Origin of the sequence: Achromobacter sp. ES-001 (genome assembly GCF_019448355.1) — a bacterium.
GTDB classification, from domain to species: Bacteria; Pseudomonadota; Gammaproteobacteria; order Burkholderiales; family Burkholderiaceae_B; genus Achromobacter; species Achromobacter spanius_B.
The window spans coordinates 3,929,490-3,946,297 of sequence record NZ_CP079940.1; the positions used below are offsets into that span (position 1 = coordinate 3,929,490).

At 66.2% G+C, this 16,808-nt stretch carries 16 protein-coding genes; 11 read left to right on the forward strand and 5 right to left on the reverse strand.

Translation table 11 applies throughout. The features are described 5' to 3' along the window. Positions 1 to 151 precede the first annotated feature (151 nt). Together KYT87_RS17625 and KYT87_RS17630 are read left to right on the forward strand one after the other, a co-directional pair. Positions 152 to 1,084: a LysR family transcriptional regulator gene (locus KYT87_RS17625; protein WP_219990472.1), complete on the forward strand. Its 933-nt coding sequence runs from the start codon at positions 152 to 154 to the stop codon at positions 1,082 to 1,084. Positions 1,085 to 1,437: 353 nt separating this feature from the next. Beyond that, the gene (locus KYT87_RS17630) at positions 1,438 to 3,336 is read left to right on the forward strand and encodes an ABC transporter ATP-binding protein (protein ID WP_046804769.1); all 1,899 of its coding nucleotides are present in this window, start codon (positions 1,438 to 1,440) and stop codon (positions 3,334 to 3,336) included. Positions 3,337 to 3,405: 69 nt separating this feature from the next. On the opposite strand, the gene KYT87_RS17635 is transcribed toward KYT87_RS17630, so the two are convergent. Next, positions 3,406 to 4,029: a LysE family translocator gene (locus tag KYT87_RS17635; protein ID WP_240434072.1), complete on the reverse strand. Its 624-nt coding sequence runs from the start codon at positions 4,027 to 4,029 to the stop codon at positions 3,406 to 3,408. A gap of 142 nt (positions 4,030 to 4,171) precedes the next feature. Between KYT87_RS17635 and KYT87_RS17640 the strand changes: the two genes are divergently transcribed. After that, positions 4,172 to 4,654: an Lrp/AsnC family transcriptional regulator gene (locus tag KYT87_RS17640; protein ID WP_046804771.1), complete on the forward strand. Its 483-nt coding sequence runs from the start codon at positions 4,172 to 4,174 to the stop codon at positions 4,652 to 4,654. Positions 4,655 to 4,666: 12 nt separating this feature from the next. Here the strand turns inward: KYT87_RS17640 and KYT87_RS17645 are convergent, their stop codons facing one another. Beyond that, entirely contained in the window at positions 4,667 to 5,344 is a 678-nt protein-coding gene (locus tag KYT87_RS17645; RefSeq protein WP_219990473.1) for a DJ-1/PfpI family protein, read from the reverse strand. A gap of 90 nt (positions 5,345 to 5,434) precedes the next feature. Here KYT87_RS17645 and KYT87_RS17650 point away from each other — a divergent pair, with 90 nt between their 5' ends. Together KYT87_RS17650 and KYT87_RS17655 are read left to right on the forward strand one after the other, a co-directional pair. Next, entirely contained in the window at positions 5,435 to 6,322 is an 888-nt protein-coding gene (locus tag KYT87_RS17650; RefSeq protein ID WP_219992708.1) for a GlxA family transcriptional regulator, read from the forward strand. Beyond that, complete coding sequence (locus KYT87_RS17655; protein WP_255593253.1) at positions 6,319 to 6,765, forward strand: hypothetical protein; 447 nt, start codon at positions 6,319 to 6,321, stop codon at positions 6,763 to 6,765. The genes KYT87_RS17650 and KYT87_RS17655 overlap by 4 nt, the downstream gene beginning before the upstream one ends. 75 nt (positions 6,766 to 6,840) lie before the next feature. Here KYT87_RS17655 and KYT87_RS17660 read toward each other — a convergent pair whose 3' ends face one another. After that, a complete protein-coding gene (locus KYT87_RS17660; RefSeq protein ID WP_219990474.1) occupies positions 6,841 to 7,563 on the reverse strand; it encodes an SDR family oxidoreductase in 723 nt (240 codons plus the stop codon). Continuing rightward, complete coding sequence (locus KYT87_RS17665) at positions 7,560 to 8,555, reverse strand: tripartite tricarboxylate transporter substrate binding protein (protein WP_219990475.1); 996 nt, start codon at positions 8,553 to 8,555, stop codon at positions 7,560 to 7,562. The genes KYT87_RS17660 and KYT87_RS17665 overlap by 4 nt, the downstream gene beginning before the upstream one ends. 146 nt (positions 8,556 to 8,701) lie before the next feature. On the opposite strand from KYT87_RS17665, the gene KYT87_RS17670 reads away from it, so the two are divergent. The 6 genes from KYT87_RS17670 to KYT87_RS17700 all read left to right on the forward strand — a co-directional run bounded on the left by KYT87_RS17670 (position 8,702) and on the right by KYT87_RS17700 (position 15,820). Continuing rightward, positions 8,702 to 9,742 (forward strand): cyclase family protein, encoded by a 1,041-nt coding sequence (locus KYT87_RS17670; RefSeq protein ID WP_046804775.1) that lies wholly within the window; start codon positions 8,702 to 8,704, stop codon positions 9,740 to 9,742. Between the two features lie 3 nt (positions 9,743 to 9,745). Next, positions 9,746 to 11,365 (forward strand): AMP-binding protein, encoded by a 1,620-nt coding sequence (locus KYT87_RS17675; protein ID WP_219990476.1) that lies wholly within the window; start codon positions 9,746 to 9,748, stop codon positions 11,363 to 11,365. Between the two features lie 4 nt (positions 11,366 to 11,369). Then, complete coding sequence (locus tag KYT87_RS17680; RefSeq protein ID WP_046804777.1) at positions 11,370 to 12,113, forward strand: GntR family transcriptional regulator; 744 nt, start codon at positions 11,370 to 11,372, stop codon at positions 12,111 to 12,113. 159 nt (positions 12,114 to 12,272) lie between these two features. After that, on the forward strand, positions 12,273 to 13,535 hold the full coding sequence (locus KYT87_RS17685) for an ABC transporter substrate-binding protein (protein WP_046807869.1): 1,263 nt from the start codon (positions 12,273 to 12,275) through the stop codon (positions 13,533 to 13,535). 230 nt (positions 13,536 to 13,765) lie between these two features. Continuing rightward, a complete protein-coding gene (locus KYT87_RS17690) occupies positions 13,766 to 14,179 on the forward strand; it encodes an NUDIX hydrolase (protein ID WP_046807877.1) in 414 nt (137 codons plus the stop codon). A gap of 246 nt (positions 14,180 to 14,425) precedes the next feature. Then, entirely contained in the window at positions 14,426 to 15,820 is a 1,395-nt protein-coding gene (locus tag KYT87_RS17700; protein ID WP_219990477.1) for a GntP family permease, read from the forward strand. On the opposite strand, the gene KYT87_RS17705 is transcribed toward KYT87_RS17700, so the two are convergent. After that, the gene (locus KYT87_RS17705) at positions 15,799 to 16,710 is read right to left on the reverse strand and encodes a LysR family transcriptional regulator (RefSeq protein ID WP_219990478.1); all 912 of its coding nucleotides are present in this window, start codon (positions 16,708 to 16,710) and stop codon (positions 15,799 to 15,801) included. The two genes, KYT87_RS17700 and KYT87_RS17705, sit on opposite strands and share 22 nt — an antisense overlap. Between the last annotated feature and the right edge of the window lie 98 nt (positions 16,711 to 16,808).

Consider the following 16,808-nt stretch of genomic DNA (forward strand, 5'->3'; position numbering starts at 1 on the left):
AATCTGTCTCCGAATTGATAAGCCGCGCCCATCGTGCGAGTGCCCAGGCGTGGGATGCGGCGCCTCTGTCGGGCGCCGTCCGGGACCATGATAAGAAGGCATTACTTATAATGCCAATGCATTTATGTCATGACTTTGATGCGGAAAGGTTATGGATTTTCAAAAGCTCAAGCACCTGCTGGCGGTGGTGGAATACGGCACTTTTTCGCTGGCGGCGCAAAAGGTGAACTTGTCGCAGCCCGCCTTAAGCCGCAGCATCCAGGCGCTGGAGGCCGAGCTGGGCTTGCCGTTGCTGGACCGGGGCACCCGCCAGGTTCACCTGACGCCCTATGGCGCTTGCGTGGCCGAACGCGCGCGTCGCATGCGCTTCGAAGAAGCCGAGCTGCAACGCGAACTCAAGTCGCTGCACAGTGGCGATTCCGGCACGTTGACCATCGGCCTGAGCCCCACGCCGGCCTCGTTGCTGCTGTCGCCTTTTCTGGCGCACATGGCGGCCAATCGCCCGCAGGTGCGCGTCGGTGTCGAACTGGGCGCCACCGCCGCGTTGCTGGACATGCTGCGCGGGGAACGCATCGACGCCATGGTGTGCGATGCGCGCATGCTGTATGACGCCGCCGACATCGTCACCCGCCCGCTGGCGCCGCTGCGCGCCGGCATGGTGTGCCGCCCCGGCCACCCCATCCTGGCGCACAAGCAGGTTGGTATCGAGCACGTGCGGCAGTACCCGGTGGCGTCCAGCACGTTGAGCCCCGAGGTCTCGCTGCGGCTAGCCGAGACGCTGGGTCCGGGTGGCGCGCCCGAGCAGATGGTCACCTTGCGTTGCGAAAACCTGGAGCCGCTGGCGGATCTGGCGCTGCATACCGACACGCTGCTGCTGGGCGTGATCTGCGTGACGCAGCGCGAGCAAGAGGCCGGGCGACTTGTCGAAGTGCCCTTGCCGCCCGACCCGCAGCGCCAAGGCCATTACGTGCTGGCGCGCCTGGCCGGGCGCACGCCGTTGACGGCGCAAGATGCGCTGTACGACTTCACGCAGCAATGCTGGGCCGGCTTCGCCTCCTTCCGGCCACGCAGCCGCCCGCGTTGAAAAAAACCCACATCGGCGGCCCGCGCGCGCGGCGCCCCGTTGATTCCCTTAACTCATCTCTATAGAATCAGCAATTCGGGCGTTTGCCCATTTCTTTTTCACTCACTTCACTTACCGCCAGGGAGGCCGCATGATGTATCACCCCATGCCGTACGCCGTCCCGCGCGTGTCCCCGCGACGCCATTAAGTCGTCGCCCGCGCGGACCCATCGCTAGACCGTTACCTAGCGACTGGTCCTCCGTGCCCGCCCCAAAAACATAAACGCAGTCGCCGGCGCTCATTGCGCCCGGCATGTCATCCCCGCTTTCATCACAAGGACATCCTGGCGTGTCTTGTGCCGCCAGGCCATTGTTATGGCTAGAAAAAAAATCGACTTACGAGGACAGGCCTTCAAGGACGTCCTGGGCTTTACCTTTCGGCATTGGGCCTTCCAGCCGTGGCGCACGCTGGTCATCGTGCTGCTGGCCTTGCTGTCGGCCGTCGCCGACATCCTGACGCCGATGTATGCCGGCCGCCTGGTCGACGCCGTGGCGTCCGGCTCGTCCGGCGATGCGCTGGCCTGGAGCGCCGCCATCACCGCCTTCTGGCTGCTGGTGGCGCTGGGCGTGGGCGGCACGCTGCTGCGTCAGGCGGTGTTCCAGAACATCATCACGTTTACGTTGAAGATGATGAACGGCATCGTGTCCAACGCCTTTTATCGGGTGCAGCGCTTCTCGACGGATTGGCACGCCAACAGCTTCGCGGGTTCCACCGTGCGCAAGATCACGCGCGGCATGTGGGCCGTGGACATCCTGAACGACACGCTGCTGATCGCGCTGTTGCCGTCGGTGGTGATGCTGGTGGGCGCAACGGCGTTGCTGGGCGCGCACTGGCCGGTGATGGGGCTGGTGGTTGGGCTGGGCTCGGTGCTGTACATCGCCGTTACCGTGGCGCTGTCGTTGGGCTATGTGGCGCCGGCCGCGCGCCTGGGCAACGCCTGGGACACGCGCATGGGCGGCGCGCTGGCGGACGCCGTCAGCTGCAACGCGGTGGTCAAGGCATTCGGCGCCGAAACGCGCGAAGAAGTACGCCTGGACCGCGTGGTGAACAAGTGGCGCAACCGCACGCGCCGCACCTGGGTACGCGCCACGCTGAACGGCGGCATCCAGGGCGCGATGCTGGTGGCGATGCAGGCAGCTATCCTGGGCGCCTCCTTGCTGCTGTGGTCGCGCAACCAGGCCACGGTGGGCGACATCACGTTCACGCTCACGATGTTCTTCGTGCTGCAAGGCTATCTGCGCGACGTGGGCATGCACATCCGCAACCTGCAACGCTCGGTCAACGACATGGAAGAACTGGTGGCGATGGAACGCCAGCCCCTGGGCGTGGCTGACCGGCCGGGCGCGGGCGCCATCCGCGTCAGCGCGGGCGAGATCCGCTTTGAAGATGTGACGTTCCGCTATGGCGCGCACAACACGCCGCTGTACGACAAGTTCTCGGCGCGCATCGCGCCGGGTGAACGCGTCGGGCTGGTGGGGCATTCCGGGTCGGGCAAGACCACGTTCATCAAGCTGATCCAGCGCCTGTACGACGTCAACGAAGGCCGCATCACGATCGACGGGCAAGACATTGCCCAAGTGAAGCAGGCGTCGCTGCGCAGCCAGATCGCGATCGTGCAGCAGGACCCGGTACTGTTTCACCGAACGTTGGCGGAGAACATCGCGTATGCCCGCCCGGGCGCCACGCAGGCCGAGATCGAGAAGGCCGCCCGCTTGGCCAGCGCGCATGATTTCATCATGTCGCTGCCCAAGGGTTACGACACGCTGGTGGGCGAGCGCGGCGTGAAGCTGTCGGGTGGCGAGCGCCAGCGCGTGGCCATTGCGCGGGCTTTCCTGGCGGATTCGCCCATCCTGATCCTGGACGAAGCCACCTCCAGCCTGGATAGCGAAAGCGAGGTACTGATCCAGCAGGCCATGGACCGCCTGATGGTGGGCCGCACCACGCTGGTGGTGGCGCACCGGTTGTCGACGGTGCGCGCGCTGGACCGACTGCTGGTGATGGACCATGGCCGCATCATTGAAGAAGGCAGCCATGACCAGCTGATCCGCTTGAAGGGTGGCCTGTACCGGCGCCTGTTCGAACGCCAGGCCCTGGAACTGACCAAGGGCATGACGCCGGCCGAAATGCTGCAAGACGGCGCCACGCCCCCGCCCGTGAAAGAGCAGGTGGACAACGACGACGTGGACGCCGGGGAGTTTGCGTTCGGCAAGTAAAGGGGCAGGACGCGGCGTGCGGTTGGGGATGGGCGTCTGGCCGATGCCTGGCGTCCGCCCCTGCCGGCATCACGCCGGGCGCTGCGCGAAGGTCAGGCGCAGGCCGAAGGCGATCAGCGCCGTGCCGAAGACCACGCTTTGCACTTTCTGGGCGCGGGGGCTGGCAGACATCCAGCGCCCCACCGCCCCGCCCGCCAAGGCGCAGATCACATCGAACGTCAGCCCCAAGCTGACGAGAATGACGCCCAGCACCGCAAATTGTTGCCCGATGGACCCCTGCGCGGGCGACACGAATTGCGGCAGCAGCACCGAGCAAAACAGCAGGGCCTTCGGGTTGAGCACATTGGTCAACACGCCGCTTAGCAAGGCGGCGCCCAGGCCCTTGCCGCGCGCCGCCTGCGGGCCAGTGGCGTCAAGCACGACCGGCTTGGCCCGCAACAGCTTCACGCCCAGCCACATGAGATAACACCCGCCCACCGTGCGCGCGGCGTCGAAGGCCCAGGGATGGGTCTTGAACAAGGCCGCCAGGCCCAGCGCGGCCAAGGTAACGTGCGCGGCGCGTGCAATGGCCAGCCCGACCGCCACCGCCAGCGCCTGCCCGCGCCCGCGCAGCACGCCGGTTTCCAGCAACAGGATCATGTCCGGGCCGGGCACCACGTATACAACCAGCAAAGCCCCAAGAAACAACGCCATATCGGCCATATCCGCGCTCCCACGCATGCTGTTTAACGCGGTGATTCTAGGGAAATCGGGCTGGCATGTGCTTGCGATTCATGCCAAGGGAACTATGATGATTGGCACATCAAGCCAATACATCCCCCCATTTCCATCACCCATGCCAAAACACGAACTGGATGCCTACGACCGCCGCATTCTCGAGGCCTTGCAGAAGAACGGCCGCCTGACCAATGTAGAGCTGGCCGAGCAGATTGGCCTGTCGCCATCGCCCTGCCTGCGGCGCGTGCGCATGCTGGAAGAATCGGGCGTCATCCAGGGCTACGAAGCGCGGCTGGCGCCTGACGAAGTGGGCCTGGGCCTGACGGTGTTCGTCGGGGTGAAGGTCGAGCGACACCACGAGCGCGACGCCGAGCAGTTCCGCAAGGAAGTCAGCGCCCTGCCCGAAGTCATTGCGGCGCACCTGGTATCGGGCGAGTCCGACTTCCTGCTGCAAGTGGTGGTGCCGGACCTGCGCGGCTACGAGCGCTTTTTGCTGGGCACGCTATTGAAGCTGACCGGCGTGAAAGACATCCGCAGCAACTTCGCCATTCAAACCGTTAAACCGCAAAGCCCGCTTCCGCTGGACCACCTGAGCAAGTAGCCCCGCCTGTTTTCACGGCGGCATGTTCGCCGCCGCCTGATCCACCCGGGCGGCGCGACGGTCAAAGCGCGCCTGCGACATCGACAAATAACGCTGGACCACGGCGGGCTCGGAGGTGGCTGGCGTGCCGCCGGGAAACGGCGGCTTGGGGTCGTACTCGATTTGCAACTGGATCAGCTTGGCGACGTCTTCGCCGCATAGCGCCGCCACCACCTTCAAGCCCATGTCGATGCCCGAGGTGACGCCACCGGCCGTATAGGTGTTGCCGTCCACGCACAGCCGTTCTTCGCTGGGGACTGCGCCAAACCGCGACAGCAGTTCGCGCGCGCGCCAATGGCTGGACGCCCGCTTGCCGCGCAGCAACCCCGCCGCGCCCAGCAACAACGAACCGGTGCAGATGCCGAATACATAGCGCGCCGCCAAGCCCTGCCGCCGCGTGAAGGCCACCCAATCGGCGTCGACGATGGCATCATCCGTGCCCGGCCCGCCCGGCACCACCAGCAGGTCGCATTGCCGCGCCGACGCCAGCGTTTGCGTGGGCACGAACTGCAAGCCGCGATCGCACCGTACCGGATCACGCGTTTTTGCGACAAAATCCACCGTGAAGCCCGGCGCGTTCGCCAAGACCTCGTAGGGCCCGGTCATATCCAGCTGGGTCAGCCCTTCGAACAAGAGAAAATTCACATGCATGACGATGCTCCCTTGAAAACGCCAGCGTCCAGCATAGGCGGACGCGCCCGCGCCGGTGCGCCAGAAGCGGATGAATTTGCGCCACAACGCGTGTTGTTCCTGCTGTACGACGGCTTTCAGCCGCTGGACCTGGCCGGCCCGTGGCAGGCATTCACGTCCGCCAACGAAGAGGCCGGCAAACCGCTCTACCAACTGCGCACCATCGCGGCAACGCCGGTGGTCGCCACCTGGGAACAGGGGCTGCGCATGCAGGTGGACGGCACCTTCGAACACGATGCCGATGCACCGATCGACATGATGTTCGTGCCGGGCGGCCCGGGGGTGGATCGCGCCAGCGCGCACGCCGAAACCATGGCCTGGCTGCGACGCCGCGACGCCCTTGCCCCGCGTACGTGCAGCGTTTGCACGGGCGCCTTCGTGCTGGCCGCCGCCGGCCTGCTCAATGGCCGCGCGGTCACCACGCATTGGCGATCCGCGGACCGGCTCCGGCTGATGTACCCGGCGTTGCGCGTGCAAGACGACCGCATCTTTATCGAAAGCGGCAAGTACTGGACGTCGGCGGGGGTGACGGCGGGTATCGACCTGGCGCTGGCGCTGATCGAACGCGACTTTGGCGCCGCGCTATCGCAGCAAGTGGCCCGCCGCCTGGTCGTCTTCATGCGACGCGATGGCGATCAGCGCCAATACAGCCAAACGCTGCGCTTGCAGGACCGCGTGGCCGCGCCGTTCCGGGACCTGGTCGAGAAGATCGAGGCAAAGCTGTCGGCGCGCTGGACGGTGGACGACATGGCCGATGCCTGCCATATGTCGCGCCGCACGTTCCAGCGAAAATTTGCCGCGCACTTCGGCGTGGCGCCCACCGAAGTGCTGCGGCGGCTGCGCCAAGAGCGCGCCGACGCGTTGCAGGCGACCGGTAAGATGTCGAAAAAATCGGTCCGACGATTTGTCGGGCCACTCCACAACAGGCCCGTTCCATGACCACACCCGCTGTCTCTTGCAAGCCCTCGCGCCGTGCCCTTGCGCTGTTGGCCGTGGGCCTTGCCCTGCCGCTGCTGGCCGGTTGCGACGACCCCGCCGGCCCGCCCAAGCTGACCCTGGAACAGCGCCTGTTCAAAGACCTGACGCCCAACCGCGAGTTCAAGGGCGACCTTAACGGCCAGCCGGTGCACCTGATCGTCAATGATTGCGAGGTCTACCTGAACGAAGCCGATCCGGAAAGTGCATCCGGCGCGCGCCGCTGGACCAAGGTGCTGGAACCCGAGTTCTACCCATCGTTCATGGACTGCCAGCGGCAGTCGTTAAGCCGCGTGGGCAAGATGGTGGAAGCCGAGATTGGCGAAATGGCGATGGGCGCGGGCGGATGCTGCGCCACCGGCGGCCGCTTCCGTTCCACGGATGGCCGCGTATGGAAGCCGCAGTAGGCTGCGCGCACCGCTGCCGGATGCCGCGCAGCGTCGCGACCCCGACGCCCCGACGTCCCGACGTCCCGACCCGCGTCAGCCCGCCAGGCCCACCGACATCCCGCCACAGACATACAGCAGCTGCCCGGTCATGAACCCCGCCTGCCGGTCCAGGAACATTGCGACGCTGTGCGCGACCTCTTCCGGCTGACCCACCCGCTGCACGGGAATGGAGGCTTCCAGGGCCAGCGTCTTCGGCGCCCCCGGGGGGTTGGACTGGTTGAACAATTCGGTGGCGATCGGCCCGGGCGCCACCGTGTTGACCGTGATGCCGTCGGCCGCCAGCTCCAGTGCCCAGGTGCGCGTCATGCCGGCCAGCCCGGCCTTGGACGCGCCATAGACCGTGCGCCCGCCCTTGCCCAGCGCCGCGCGGCTGCCGATATTGACCACGCGCCCGTACTTCGCCTGGCGCATCGCAGGCAGCAGCGCCTGTAGCAGCAGCACGGGCGCGGTCAGGTTCAAGGCCAGCGTGCGCTGGAGGTCGGCCTCGGTCACGTCCGCGATATCCGCCACCTGGATCATGCCGGCGTTGTTCACCAGATGCAGCACGCGGCGCTCGGCCGCAAGCGCTTGCGCGGCCTGGCGCGTGGCGGCCGCATCGCCCAGGTCGACCGAACGGAAAGTCTCGCCCGGCAGCACCGCATCGGGCGGACGGCGGCTGAAATTGACGACCTGATAGCCGTCGCGAAGCAGGCGGGCGACGATGGCGCGGCCGATGCCGCGGCTACCGCCGGTGACAAGTGCGATGGGCGTGTTCATTGCGCGGTGATTCCTTGGTCTTTGATAAGCCCGCCCCATTTCTTGCGCTCGGCGCGTTCGAAGGCGGCCAGGTCGGGGCCGAAAAGCGTACCGGGTTTTGCGCCCATGGTGGCGAAATTCGTGGCCACGGCAGCGCTTTGCAAACCGCTGCGCGCGGCCTCGATCAGCTGCTTGACCACCGGCGCCGGTGTGTCGCGCGGGGCATACAAGGCGAACCACGCCGTCACGTCGAAACCGGGCAGGCCGGATTCGGCAACGGTCGGCAGATCAGGCACCGACGCGTCGCGTTCGGCCGACGTCACGGCCACGCCGCGCACCAGGTTGCCATCCTTGATCTGCGCCAGCGCGCCGGGCAGGTTGTCGAACAGCAGGTCCACCTGCCCGCCCGCCACGGCCGGCAGCGACGCCGACGTGCCCTTGAACGGCACATGCAACATCGTCACGCCCGCCATCGCTTCGAAATAGGCGCCGGTCAGGTGCACCGACGAGCCGATGCCCGGCGATGCGTAGGTCAGCTTTTTGTCGGGCGATTGCTTGGCGGCGCGGATAACGTCGGCCACCGTCTTGTAGGGCGACTTTGCGCTGACGGCAATCACATTGGGCGTAGTGGACACCAGGGCAATCGGCACCAGGTCGCGCTCCGGATCGAACGCCATGTTGCTGTACAGGAACTGGTTGATGGTCTGCGTGCCGATGGTGCCAAGCCCCAACGTGTAGCCGTCGGGCTTGGCGCGCGCCACATGAGCCATGCCGATGTTGCCGCCCGCGCCGGGCTTGTTTTCCACCAGCACTGTCTGCTTCAGCCCGGGCTGCAAGGCGTTGGCGATGGCACGGCCGAAGATATCGGCACCGCCGCCCGGCGGATACGGCACCACCACGGTCACGGGGTGGTCGGGATAGCCGGCGGCATGCGCCACGGGCAACGCCAACAACGCCAGGGCGGCCAGCGCCAGCCGGCGCCGCCCGGCGCGCGGGGAAACGGATTGGGTCATGAACTTGTCTCCTGTCGAACCCGCTGTTTGCGGATTTCTTTTGAATTGAACGGCGGCGAAAACGACAGCTTGTGACGGCGCCTGCTCAAAGTACGTAAATACGTACTATAGTTATAAAAACATAGAAATCGGATAGGAGACAAGCAATGAAACGTTGGACGCAACGCCCGGAAGGATCCACCTGGGGCGACTTCGGCCCGGACGACGAGCTGGGCCGGCTGAACCTGCTGACCGAGGAAAAGGTCTTGCAGGCGGTGCGCGAAGTGCGCGCGGGCAAGGTGTTCTGCCTGTCGCTGCCGCTGGACCTGCCCGGCGGCAACGTGCTCAATCCCCGCCGCCATGCGCCCACGCTGAAACCCACGTTCCGTGAAGGCACGCCGTACCTGAACTTTGCGATGTCGCAGTTGCAGCCCGAGGCCGTCGACGTGCTGTCCGACGACCAGGTCACGCTATCGATGCAATATTCCACGCAGTGGGATGGCCTGTGCCACGTCGGCGCGCTGTTCGACATCCAGGGCGACGGCGAAGCGCGCCGCGTCTACTACAACGGCTATGCCGCTGGCGTAGACGTGTTTGGCGGCGCTGACCCGGATACGGCTGCCGATGCCTGCTGCCCACCCGGCGGCTCGTTTGCGCGCAAGCTCAGCGTCAGCCGCTATGCCGAAAAAGGCATGCAGGGGCGTGGCGTGCTGGTGGACCTGGAACGCGCGTTCGGCCCAGGTCGCACCTTGGTCGGCCATGAGCAGCTGCAAGCAGCCATGCGCGAACAAAAGGTGCACGTGGAAACGGGCGACATGCTGGTGCTGCGCACCGGCTTTGCCGACCGCTTAATCGAGATGAACGGCCAGCCCGACCCGCACGCGCTGGAACAGACCGGCGCGGTGCTGGACGGCGCCGACAGCGCCTTGCTGGACTGGATCAGCGCCAGCGGCGTAGCCGCCATCTGCGCCGACAACTACGCCGTGGAATCGTATCCGGCGCGCACGTCCGGCCCCGGCCATTCCATCCTGCCGCTGCATCACCATTGCCTCTTCAAGCTTGGCGTACCGCTGGCCGAGCTCTGGTACTTGAAGGACCTGGCCGACTGGCTGCACGCCAACGGGCGCAACCGTTTCCTGCTGACCGCCCCGCCGCTGCGCATGCCCGGCGCGGTGGGCTCGCCGGTGACGCCCATTGCCACGGTGTAAGCCATGACGCCGCCTTTTTCGACCTTTGCCGCGCACCTGGACGCGCTGGTTGGCAGCCGCCCCGAGTCCCCACTGCTGATCGACCAGAACGTGCCAATCAGCGCGCGCCAGCTACGCGATCAAAGCCGCGCGTTGGCGGCGGGCTTGGCGCATATCGGCGTGCGCCCCGGCCACCGCGTGGCGGTGTGGTTGCCCAACTGCGCCGCGTGGGTGGAGTCCTTCCTGGCGTGCGCGCATCTGGGCGCGCTGGTGCTGGCCGTCAACACGCGCTTTCGCGCGCTGGAAGTGGCCGACATATTGGGACGAGGCCAGGCCGACTGGCTGGTGTTCTGGCCGGGGTTCAAGGGCATCGATTTCGCGGGCATTCTGGCCGATGTGCCCCCACAGGGATTGACGCGCCTGCAAGGGGTCGTGGCCATTGCCGAATCCGACGCGGGCGCCCGCTCCGCGTCCCTGCACGGCAAGCCCGCGCATCGCTATGCCGACCTGCTCGCCACCCAGGCCCCGCCCCCTTCCCCGCACGGCAACGCCGGGGTGCTTTGCTTCACCACGTCCGGCACCACGTCCAAACCCAAATTTGTTTTGCACGACCAGCAAACGTTGCTGCGCCACGGCGCGACGGTGGCCGACGCTTTCGAATACGACGACGACAGCTGCATCCTGGCCAGCGCACCGTTCTGCGGCGCGTTCGGCTTTGCCACGCTGGTGGGCGGCCTGGCGCGCGGCGTGCCGGTCGTGTGCGCGCCCGTGTTCAACGCAGCCGAATCGGCCGACGCCATCGCGCGCCATGCCGTCACGCACACCTATGCCAACAACGAGGCGCTGGTGGGCATGATGCAGGCGGCGCCGGCCAGCGCTTTCACGTCCGCGCGGCTGTTCGGCTTTGCCAGCTTTACCCCCGCGCTGGACAACATGCTGGACCTGGCGCGCCAGGCGGGCGTGCCGCTGACCGGCCTGTACGGTTCCAGCGAGCTGATCGCGCTGGTGGCGGGCCAGCCCCGCGATCCGGCCGAAGGCGACGTGGCCGCGCGGCATCAGCCCGGCGGCACCCTGATCTATCGGGACGCCCGCGTGCGCGCCCGCGACCCCGACAGCGGCCAGGTGTTGCCGCACGGCCAATCGGGCGAGATCGAAATCCTGTCGCCCAGCCTGATGCAAGGCTATCTGGACAACCCGGATGCAACGCGCAACGCCGTCACCGCCGACGGCTATTTCAAGACGGGCGACCTGGGCTACACCCTGACCGAGCGCCAGTTTGTGTTCCAGACCCGCATGGGCGATTCGCTGCGGCTATCGGGCTTTCTGGTGAACCCGGTGGAAATCGAACAGGTGGTTGAAACGCTGCCCGGCGTGCGCGCGTGCCAGGTGGTGGGCGCCACGCGCCACGGCAAGTTCGTGCCCTACGCCTTTGTGCTGCTGCAAGACGGCGCGCACGCCGATCCCGCCGCCTGGACCGCTGCCTGCAAGGCGGCGATGGCCGGCTTCAAGGTGCCGGTGGGCTACACGGTGCTGGACGCCTTTCCCTCGGTGGAAAGCGCCAATTCGGTCAAGATCCAGAAACATCGGCTGCGCGACATGGCAAACGCTATGCTCTCGGATCCTTCCTCACCGCCCGCGCCCTGACCCCATGCCCGCCCGCAAGCTTTTTTCGCGCAGCCCCCAGCCGCTTTACCTGCAAGCGGCGGCGCTGTTTCGCAGCCATATCCAGAATCGAACCTGGCGACCGGGCCAACAGATTCCACCGCTGGAATCGCTGATGGAAACCTATGGCATTTCGCGGGCGACCATCCGGCAGGCGTTCGGCCTGCTGGAGCAGGACGGGTTGATCCGGCGTTCACGCGGCTCGGGCACTTTCGTCAACGCCGAACTACCGGAAACGCCCACGCTGCTGATACCCAAGACCTGGGCCGAAACCGTGGAACTGAGCAACCAGCTGGGCACGGTGTCGCTGGTGGAATCCAGCGCCGACTCGCCACTGCCCGACACGCTGGGCATGCCTTGCGAGGCCGACCGCGGCGGGCTGTTCCAGTATTTGCGGCGCGTGCACACGACGGATGCCGGCCCCTTTTGCTACAGCGAGGTGTTCCTGGAAAGCGGACTGTTTCGCAAGCATCGCACCCGCATTCAGAAAAGCACCGTGGCGCCCGTGCTGGACCAGTTCTACGGCACCCGCATCACCGAAGCGCGCCAGGTGTTGAACGTGATTGAAGCCGGCCAGGAGTCGGCCGAATCCTTGCAGATTCCCGTGTCGTCCCCGGTGGCGGAGCTGCGTCGCTACGCCTGCATCGACGGCCGCGTGGTGTATTTCGCGCGGCTGGAATTTCCGTTTCGCAAGGTGCGGATGGAATTCGATTTGCTGGCCCAGCGCTGACGGGTCAACGCCCCCACGCCCACGACCACCCCGCCCCCGCCCCATCGCCCAAGGAGCCCATCCCCGTCCACGCCACTTTCGCGGCCCGCCCCAAAAAGCCAGAGCGCCATCAAGGCGCCAGCAGGTTTTCACATGATCCGGCACAAGAGGAGACAAACCATGGCTTACGCCAAGATGCCCCGGATTTCCATGCAATGCCGCAGCACGATTACCCGTTTATTTGCCGCTTCCGCCCTGGCAGCGGCCGCCGCCACCCCTGCCTGGGCGCAGCAGCCGGCCGCCATCTCTGACGATATCGTCAGGCTGGGCCTGATCCTGGACATGAGCGGCGTCTACGCCGACGTGACCGGCAAGGGCAGCGCCACCGCCGCGCAGATGGCCATCGACGACTTCGGTGGCACGGTGCTGGGCAAAAAGATCGACCTGATGGTGGTAGACCACCAGAACAAGGCCGACATCGCCGCCGCCAAGGCGCGCGAGTGGTACGACACGCAGAAAATGGACGCCATCATGGACGTGGCGGGGTCCGCGCCCGCGTTGGCGGTGCTGGAAGTGGCCCGGGAAAAGAAGAAGATCGTGGTGTTCAGCGGCCCTGGCACCGAACGCATCACCAACGATTTGTGCTCGCCCTATTCGGTGCACTACACCTACGACACCTGGTCCCTGGCCAACACCACGGCGCGCGCCACTGTCGAGAAAGGCGGCAAGAGCTGGTACTTCCTGACGGCCGACTACGCCTTCGGCCACACGCTGCAAGCGTCCGCCACCGAGGTGGTCAAGGCCAACGGCGGCACGGTCCTGGGCGCGTCACGCCACCCCTTGGGCTCCAGCGATTTTGCGTCGTATCTGCTGCAAGCGCAGGCCAGCAAGGCACAGGTGATCGGGCTGGCGAACGCGGGCGGCGACACGGTCAACGCCATCAAGGCGGCCAGCGAATTCGGCCTGACCAAGGGCGGCCAGAAAATGGCCGGCCTGCTGCTGTACATCAACGACATCCACGCCATCGGCCTGGACGCCGCCGCCGGCCTGACCCTGACCGAGGCGTTCTACTGGGACATGAACGACCAGACCCGCGCCTGGTCGCAGCGCTATTACGACAAACTCAAGAAGATGCCCAACATGAGCCAGGCGGGCACGTATTCGTCGGTGATGCACTACCTGAAGGCAGTGCAGGCGGCTGGCACCGACGCACCGGAAGCCGTGATGAAGCAGATGAAGTCCATGCCCATCAACGACTTCTTCGCCACCAATGGCCGCATCCGCGAGGACGGGCGAATGGTGCACGACATGTACCTGTTCGAGGTCAAGCAGCCGTCGGAATCCAAGCGGCCGTGGGACTACTACAAGCTGGTCGCAACGCTGCCGGGGGATCAGGCGTTCATGCCCTTGTCGAAGTCGACCTGCCCGCTGGTGAAAAAGTAGCAAACGAAGTAGCAAACCCGCTCCAGGCGGTGCCGCATCCGAATACGCTAGGATGAACGCCACCGCTTGGAGATTTCCGCATGCCCACCGCCGCGCCGCCCCCCGACTTCCCTGCCAACGCCGCCCCGCCTTCATCCGCTGCCAAGCGTGCAAGCGCGGCCTCGGAGTCATCCACGGCGACCACGCCATCCGATCCCGCCGCCGCTGCGTCCGAGCCGGCGCGCGGCCCGATCGCCGCCACCATCGCCGCCGTCATCCGAGATGGCCACGTGCTGCTGGTGCGCCGCGCCAACCCGCCCGACGAAAATTGCTGGGCTTTCCCCGGCGGCAAGATCCACGCCGGCGAGCCATTGGAAATCGCCACCGCCCGCGAACTGCTGGAAGAAACCGGCGTGGTGGCCGAGCCGCTGCACGTGTTCGACGCCGTCGACGTCTTCGATCGCGACGACGCCGGCGTGCTGCGCCGCCATTTCATTTTGATCGCCATGCTGTGCCGCTGGCAGTCCGGCGAACCCGTCGCGGGCGACGACGCGCGCGACGCGCGCTGGGTCCCGCTGTCGGACCTGGAAGGCCACCGCCTGGCCACCAGCTTCGGCGTGGCGCGGCTGGCACGCAACGCGGCGGCATTGATGTCTATGTTGTGACCCCGGGGTGTCCATGCCGATGCTGGCTGGACCGGCGCCGCTTGCTGCAATGGGTGGTGGCGTGGTGCGGCTTGTCTGCCGCGTGGTATCTGGCCGACGGTGACGACGCGGCGGTCGACCTGAACATCGCCCACCAGGCCCACGCGCTGCTGCGCGCCTGAACCGCGCCCGCGTCACATGCCGGCCGGGATGATCGGGTAAGGTGTATGCCCTTCACCCCTTATCTCTTCATTCCTGGAGTCCTGAATGACCGGATTGTTTATCGTGGTGGCGGCGCTGGCGTTTCTGATGCTGGCGGCGTATCGAGGCTATAGCGTCATTTTGTGCGCGCCCATCGCGGCCATGGGCGCGGTGCTGTTGACGGACCCTTCCGCGCTGGCCCCGGTGTTTTCGGGCATCTTCATGGAGCGCATGGCGGGGTTTGCCAAGCTGTATTTCCCCGTGTTCCTGCTGGGCGCGGTGTTCGGCAAGCTGATCGAGCTCTCTGGCTTTTCGCGCGCCATCGTGCAGGCCGTGCTGCGCATGATCGGGGCCGAACGCGCCATCATTGCGATCGTGCTGGTCTGCGCGGTGCTGACCTACGGCGGCGTCTCGCTGTTTGTGGTGGTGTTTGCCGTTTACCCGTTCGCGGCCGAGATGTTCCGCCAGGGCGGCATCCCCAAGCGCCTGATGCCGGGCGCCATCGCGCTGGGCGCGTTCACCTTTACGATGACCGCGCTGCCGGGCACGCCGCAGATCCAGAACATCATTCCCACCACCTTCTTTGAAACCACGACGTGGGCCGCGCCATGGCTGGGGCTGATCGGCGCTGCCTTCACGCTGACGGTGGGCGTGACGTATCTGGAATGGCGCCGCAAGCGCGCAGCGGCGGCCGGGGAAACCTATGGCACCGAACTGCGCAACGAACCCGCTACCCCGGCCACGGAACGCAACCACCACCCGCTGATCGCGTTGCTGCCGCTGGTGGTCGTGGGGGTGATGAACTTCCTGCTGACGCGCTGGATTCCGGGCTGGTATCCCGCCGGTTCCGAAGTGGACCTGCCCGGCCTGGCCAAGCCCATGCCCGTGAACGCCGACGACCAGGTGGCGCTGTGGGCCGTCATGGGTGCGCTGATAGCCGGCATTGCCACCATCCTGCTGTTCTCGTTTTCGACCATCAAGGCGCATTTTGCCGAAGGCAGCAAAAGCGCCGTGTCCGGCGCGCTGCTGGCGTCCATGAACACGGCCGCCGAATACGGCTTTGGTGGCGTCATCGCGGCGCTGCCGGGTTTCTTGCTGGTGGCCGATGCGCTCAAGGCCATCCCCGATCCGCTGGTGGGCGAAGCCGTGGCGGTGACGTCGCTGGCGGGCATCACCGGGTCCGCCTCGGGGGGCATGAGCATCGCGCTGGCCGCCATGGCGCAGACGTTTATCGATGGCGCGGTGGCCGCCGGCATCCCCATGGACGTGCTGCATCGCGTTGCCGCAATGGCCAGCGGCGGCATGGACACCTTGCCGCACAACGGCGCCGTGATCACGTTGCTGGCGGTTACCGGCCTGACGCACCGCCAGTCGTACGGCGACATCTTCACCATCACGCTGATATCTACGATGTCGGTGTTCGTGGTGATTGCGGTGTACTACCTGACCGGCATCGTCTGATCGAACGCGGTGGCGAACACCTGGACTAGCCACTGCGTGAAGACGCGCACCCGCGCGGACACCTGCCGGTTCTGCGGATACAGCACCGACACCGGCATGGGCGCGGGCGGCAGATGCGGCAGCACGATGCGCAGATGGCCAGCCGCCAGTTCGCGCTCGACGCGATAGCGCGGCACCTGCACCAAGCCCAGCCCGGCCAGCGCCGCGCTGGTGTAGAGCTCGGCACCCGTCACACTGACCACCGACGCCGGGCGCGCCGTGACGTTGCGCCCGTCCACCATGAAATCCAGCGCAATGGCCCGCCCGCTGGCGCTGGACACGTAATCCACCGCGCGGTGGTGCGCCAGATCGTCCAGGCCGGCGGGTGTGCCAAAGCGCGCCAGGTAGGCCGGGCTGGCCACGGTTACCTGCGGCATCAGCGCAATCTGGCGGCCCGCCAGCGAAGAATCCTGCAAGGCACCCGCGCGCAGTACGCAGTCCACGCCTTCGCGCACCAGGTCCACCAGACGGTCGTCTTCGCCCAGGTGCAGGACGATATCGGGATAGCGTTCCAGAAAGCCGGGTAGCCCCGGCATCACGAAATACTTGGCCAGCGTGCCCTGCGCATTGACCCGCAGCAAGCCCTTGGGCGCGGTGTTCAGGAACGCGCCGTCGGCCTCTTCCAGGTCGGCCAACAGGCGCACGCAACGCTGGTAGTAAGCCTCGCCGTCGTGCGTCAGCCGGACCTGCCGCGTGGTCCGTTCCAGCAGCCGCGCGCCCAGCCGCTGTTCCATGCGCTTGATCAGGTTGGTGACGGTGGCGCGCGGGATGCGCAGGTCTTCGGCCGCCTGCGAAAAGCTGCGCCGCTCGGCGATGCGCACGAACACCTGCATTTCCTGAAATCGGTCCATGTCTAGGCGGAGATTGTTAATGCAAATGAAATGATGTTAGCGATTATCGGGTAATTATTTTCGGTTTGGAATAGTTCATGATTCGTCTCAAGCCGTAC

Excerpts from the sequence above, each read along its gene's own strand:
- KYT87_RS17635 (WP_240434072.1), bottom strand. The coding sequence starts at position 4,029 with ATGGCGTTGTTTCTTGGGGCTTTGCTGGTTGTATACGTGGTGCCCGGC.
- KYT87_RS17645 (WP_219990473.1), bottom strand. The coding sequence starts at position 5,344 with ATGCATGTGAATTTTCTCTTGTTCGAAGGGCTGACCCAGCTGGATATG.
- KYT87_RS17665 (WP_219990475.1), bottom strand. The coding sequence starts at position 8,555 with ATGACCCAATCCGTTTCCCCGCGCGCCGGGCGGCGCCGGCTGGCGCTG.
- KYT87_RS17685 (WP_046807869.1), top strand. The coding sequence starts at position 12,273 with ATGGCTTACGCCAAGATGCCCCGGATTTCCATGCAATGCCGCAGCACG.
- KYT87_RS17630 (WP_046804769.1), top strand. The coding sequence starts at position 1,438 with ATGGCTAGAAAAAAAATCGACTTACGAGGACAGGCCTTCAAGGACGTC.
- KYT87_RS17700 (WP_219990477.1), top strand. The coding sequence starts at position 14,426 with ATGACCGGATTGTTTATCGTGGTGGCGGCGCTGGCGTTTCTGATGCTG.
- KYT87_RS17675 (WP_219990476.1), top strand. The coding sequence starts at position 9,746 with ATGACGCCGCCTTTTTCGACCTTTGCCGCGCACCTGGACGCGCTGGTT.
- KYT87_RS17670 (WP_046804775.1), top strand. The coding sequence starts at position 8,702 with ATGAAACGTTGGACGCAACGCCCGGAAGGATCCACCTGGGGCGACTTC.
- KYT87_RS17705 (WP_219990478.1), bottom strand. The coding sequence starts at position 16,710 with ATGGACCGATTTCAGGAAATGCAGGTGTTCGTGCGCATCGCCGAGCGG.
- KYT87_RS17640 (WP_046804771.1), top strand. The coding sequence starts at position 4,172 with ATGCCAAAACACGAACTGGATGCCTACGACCGCCGCATTCTCGAGGCC.
- KYT87_RS17625 (WP_219990472.1), top strand. The coding sequence starts at position 152 with ATGGATTTTCAAAAGCTCAAGCACCTGCTGGCGGTGGTGGAATACGGC.
- KYT87_RS17655 (WP_255593253.1), top strand. The coding sequence starts at position 6,319 with ATGACCACACCCGCTGTCTCTTGCAAGCCCTCGCGCCGTGCCCTTGCG.
- KYT87_RS17660 (WP_219990474.1), bottom strand. The coding sequence starts at position 7,563 with ATGAACACGCCCATCGCACTTGTCACCGGCGGTAGCCGCGGCATCGGC.
- KYT87_RS17680 (WP_046804777.1), top strand. The coding sequence starts at position 11,370 with ATGCCCGCCCGCAAGCTTTTTTCGCGCAGCCCCCAGCCGCTTTACCTG.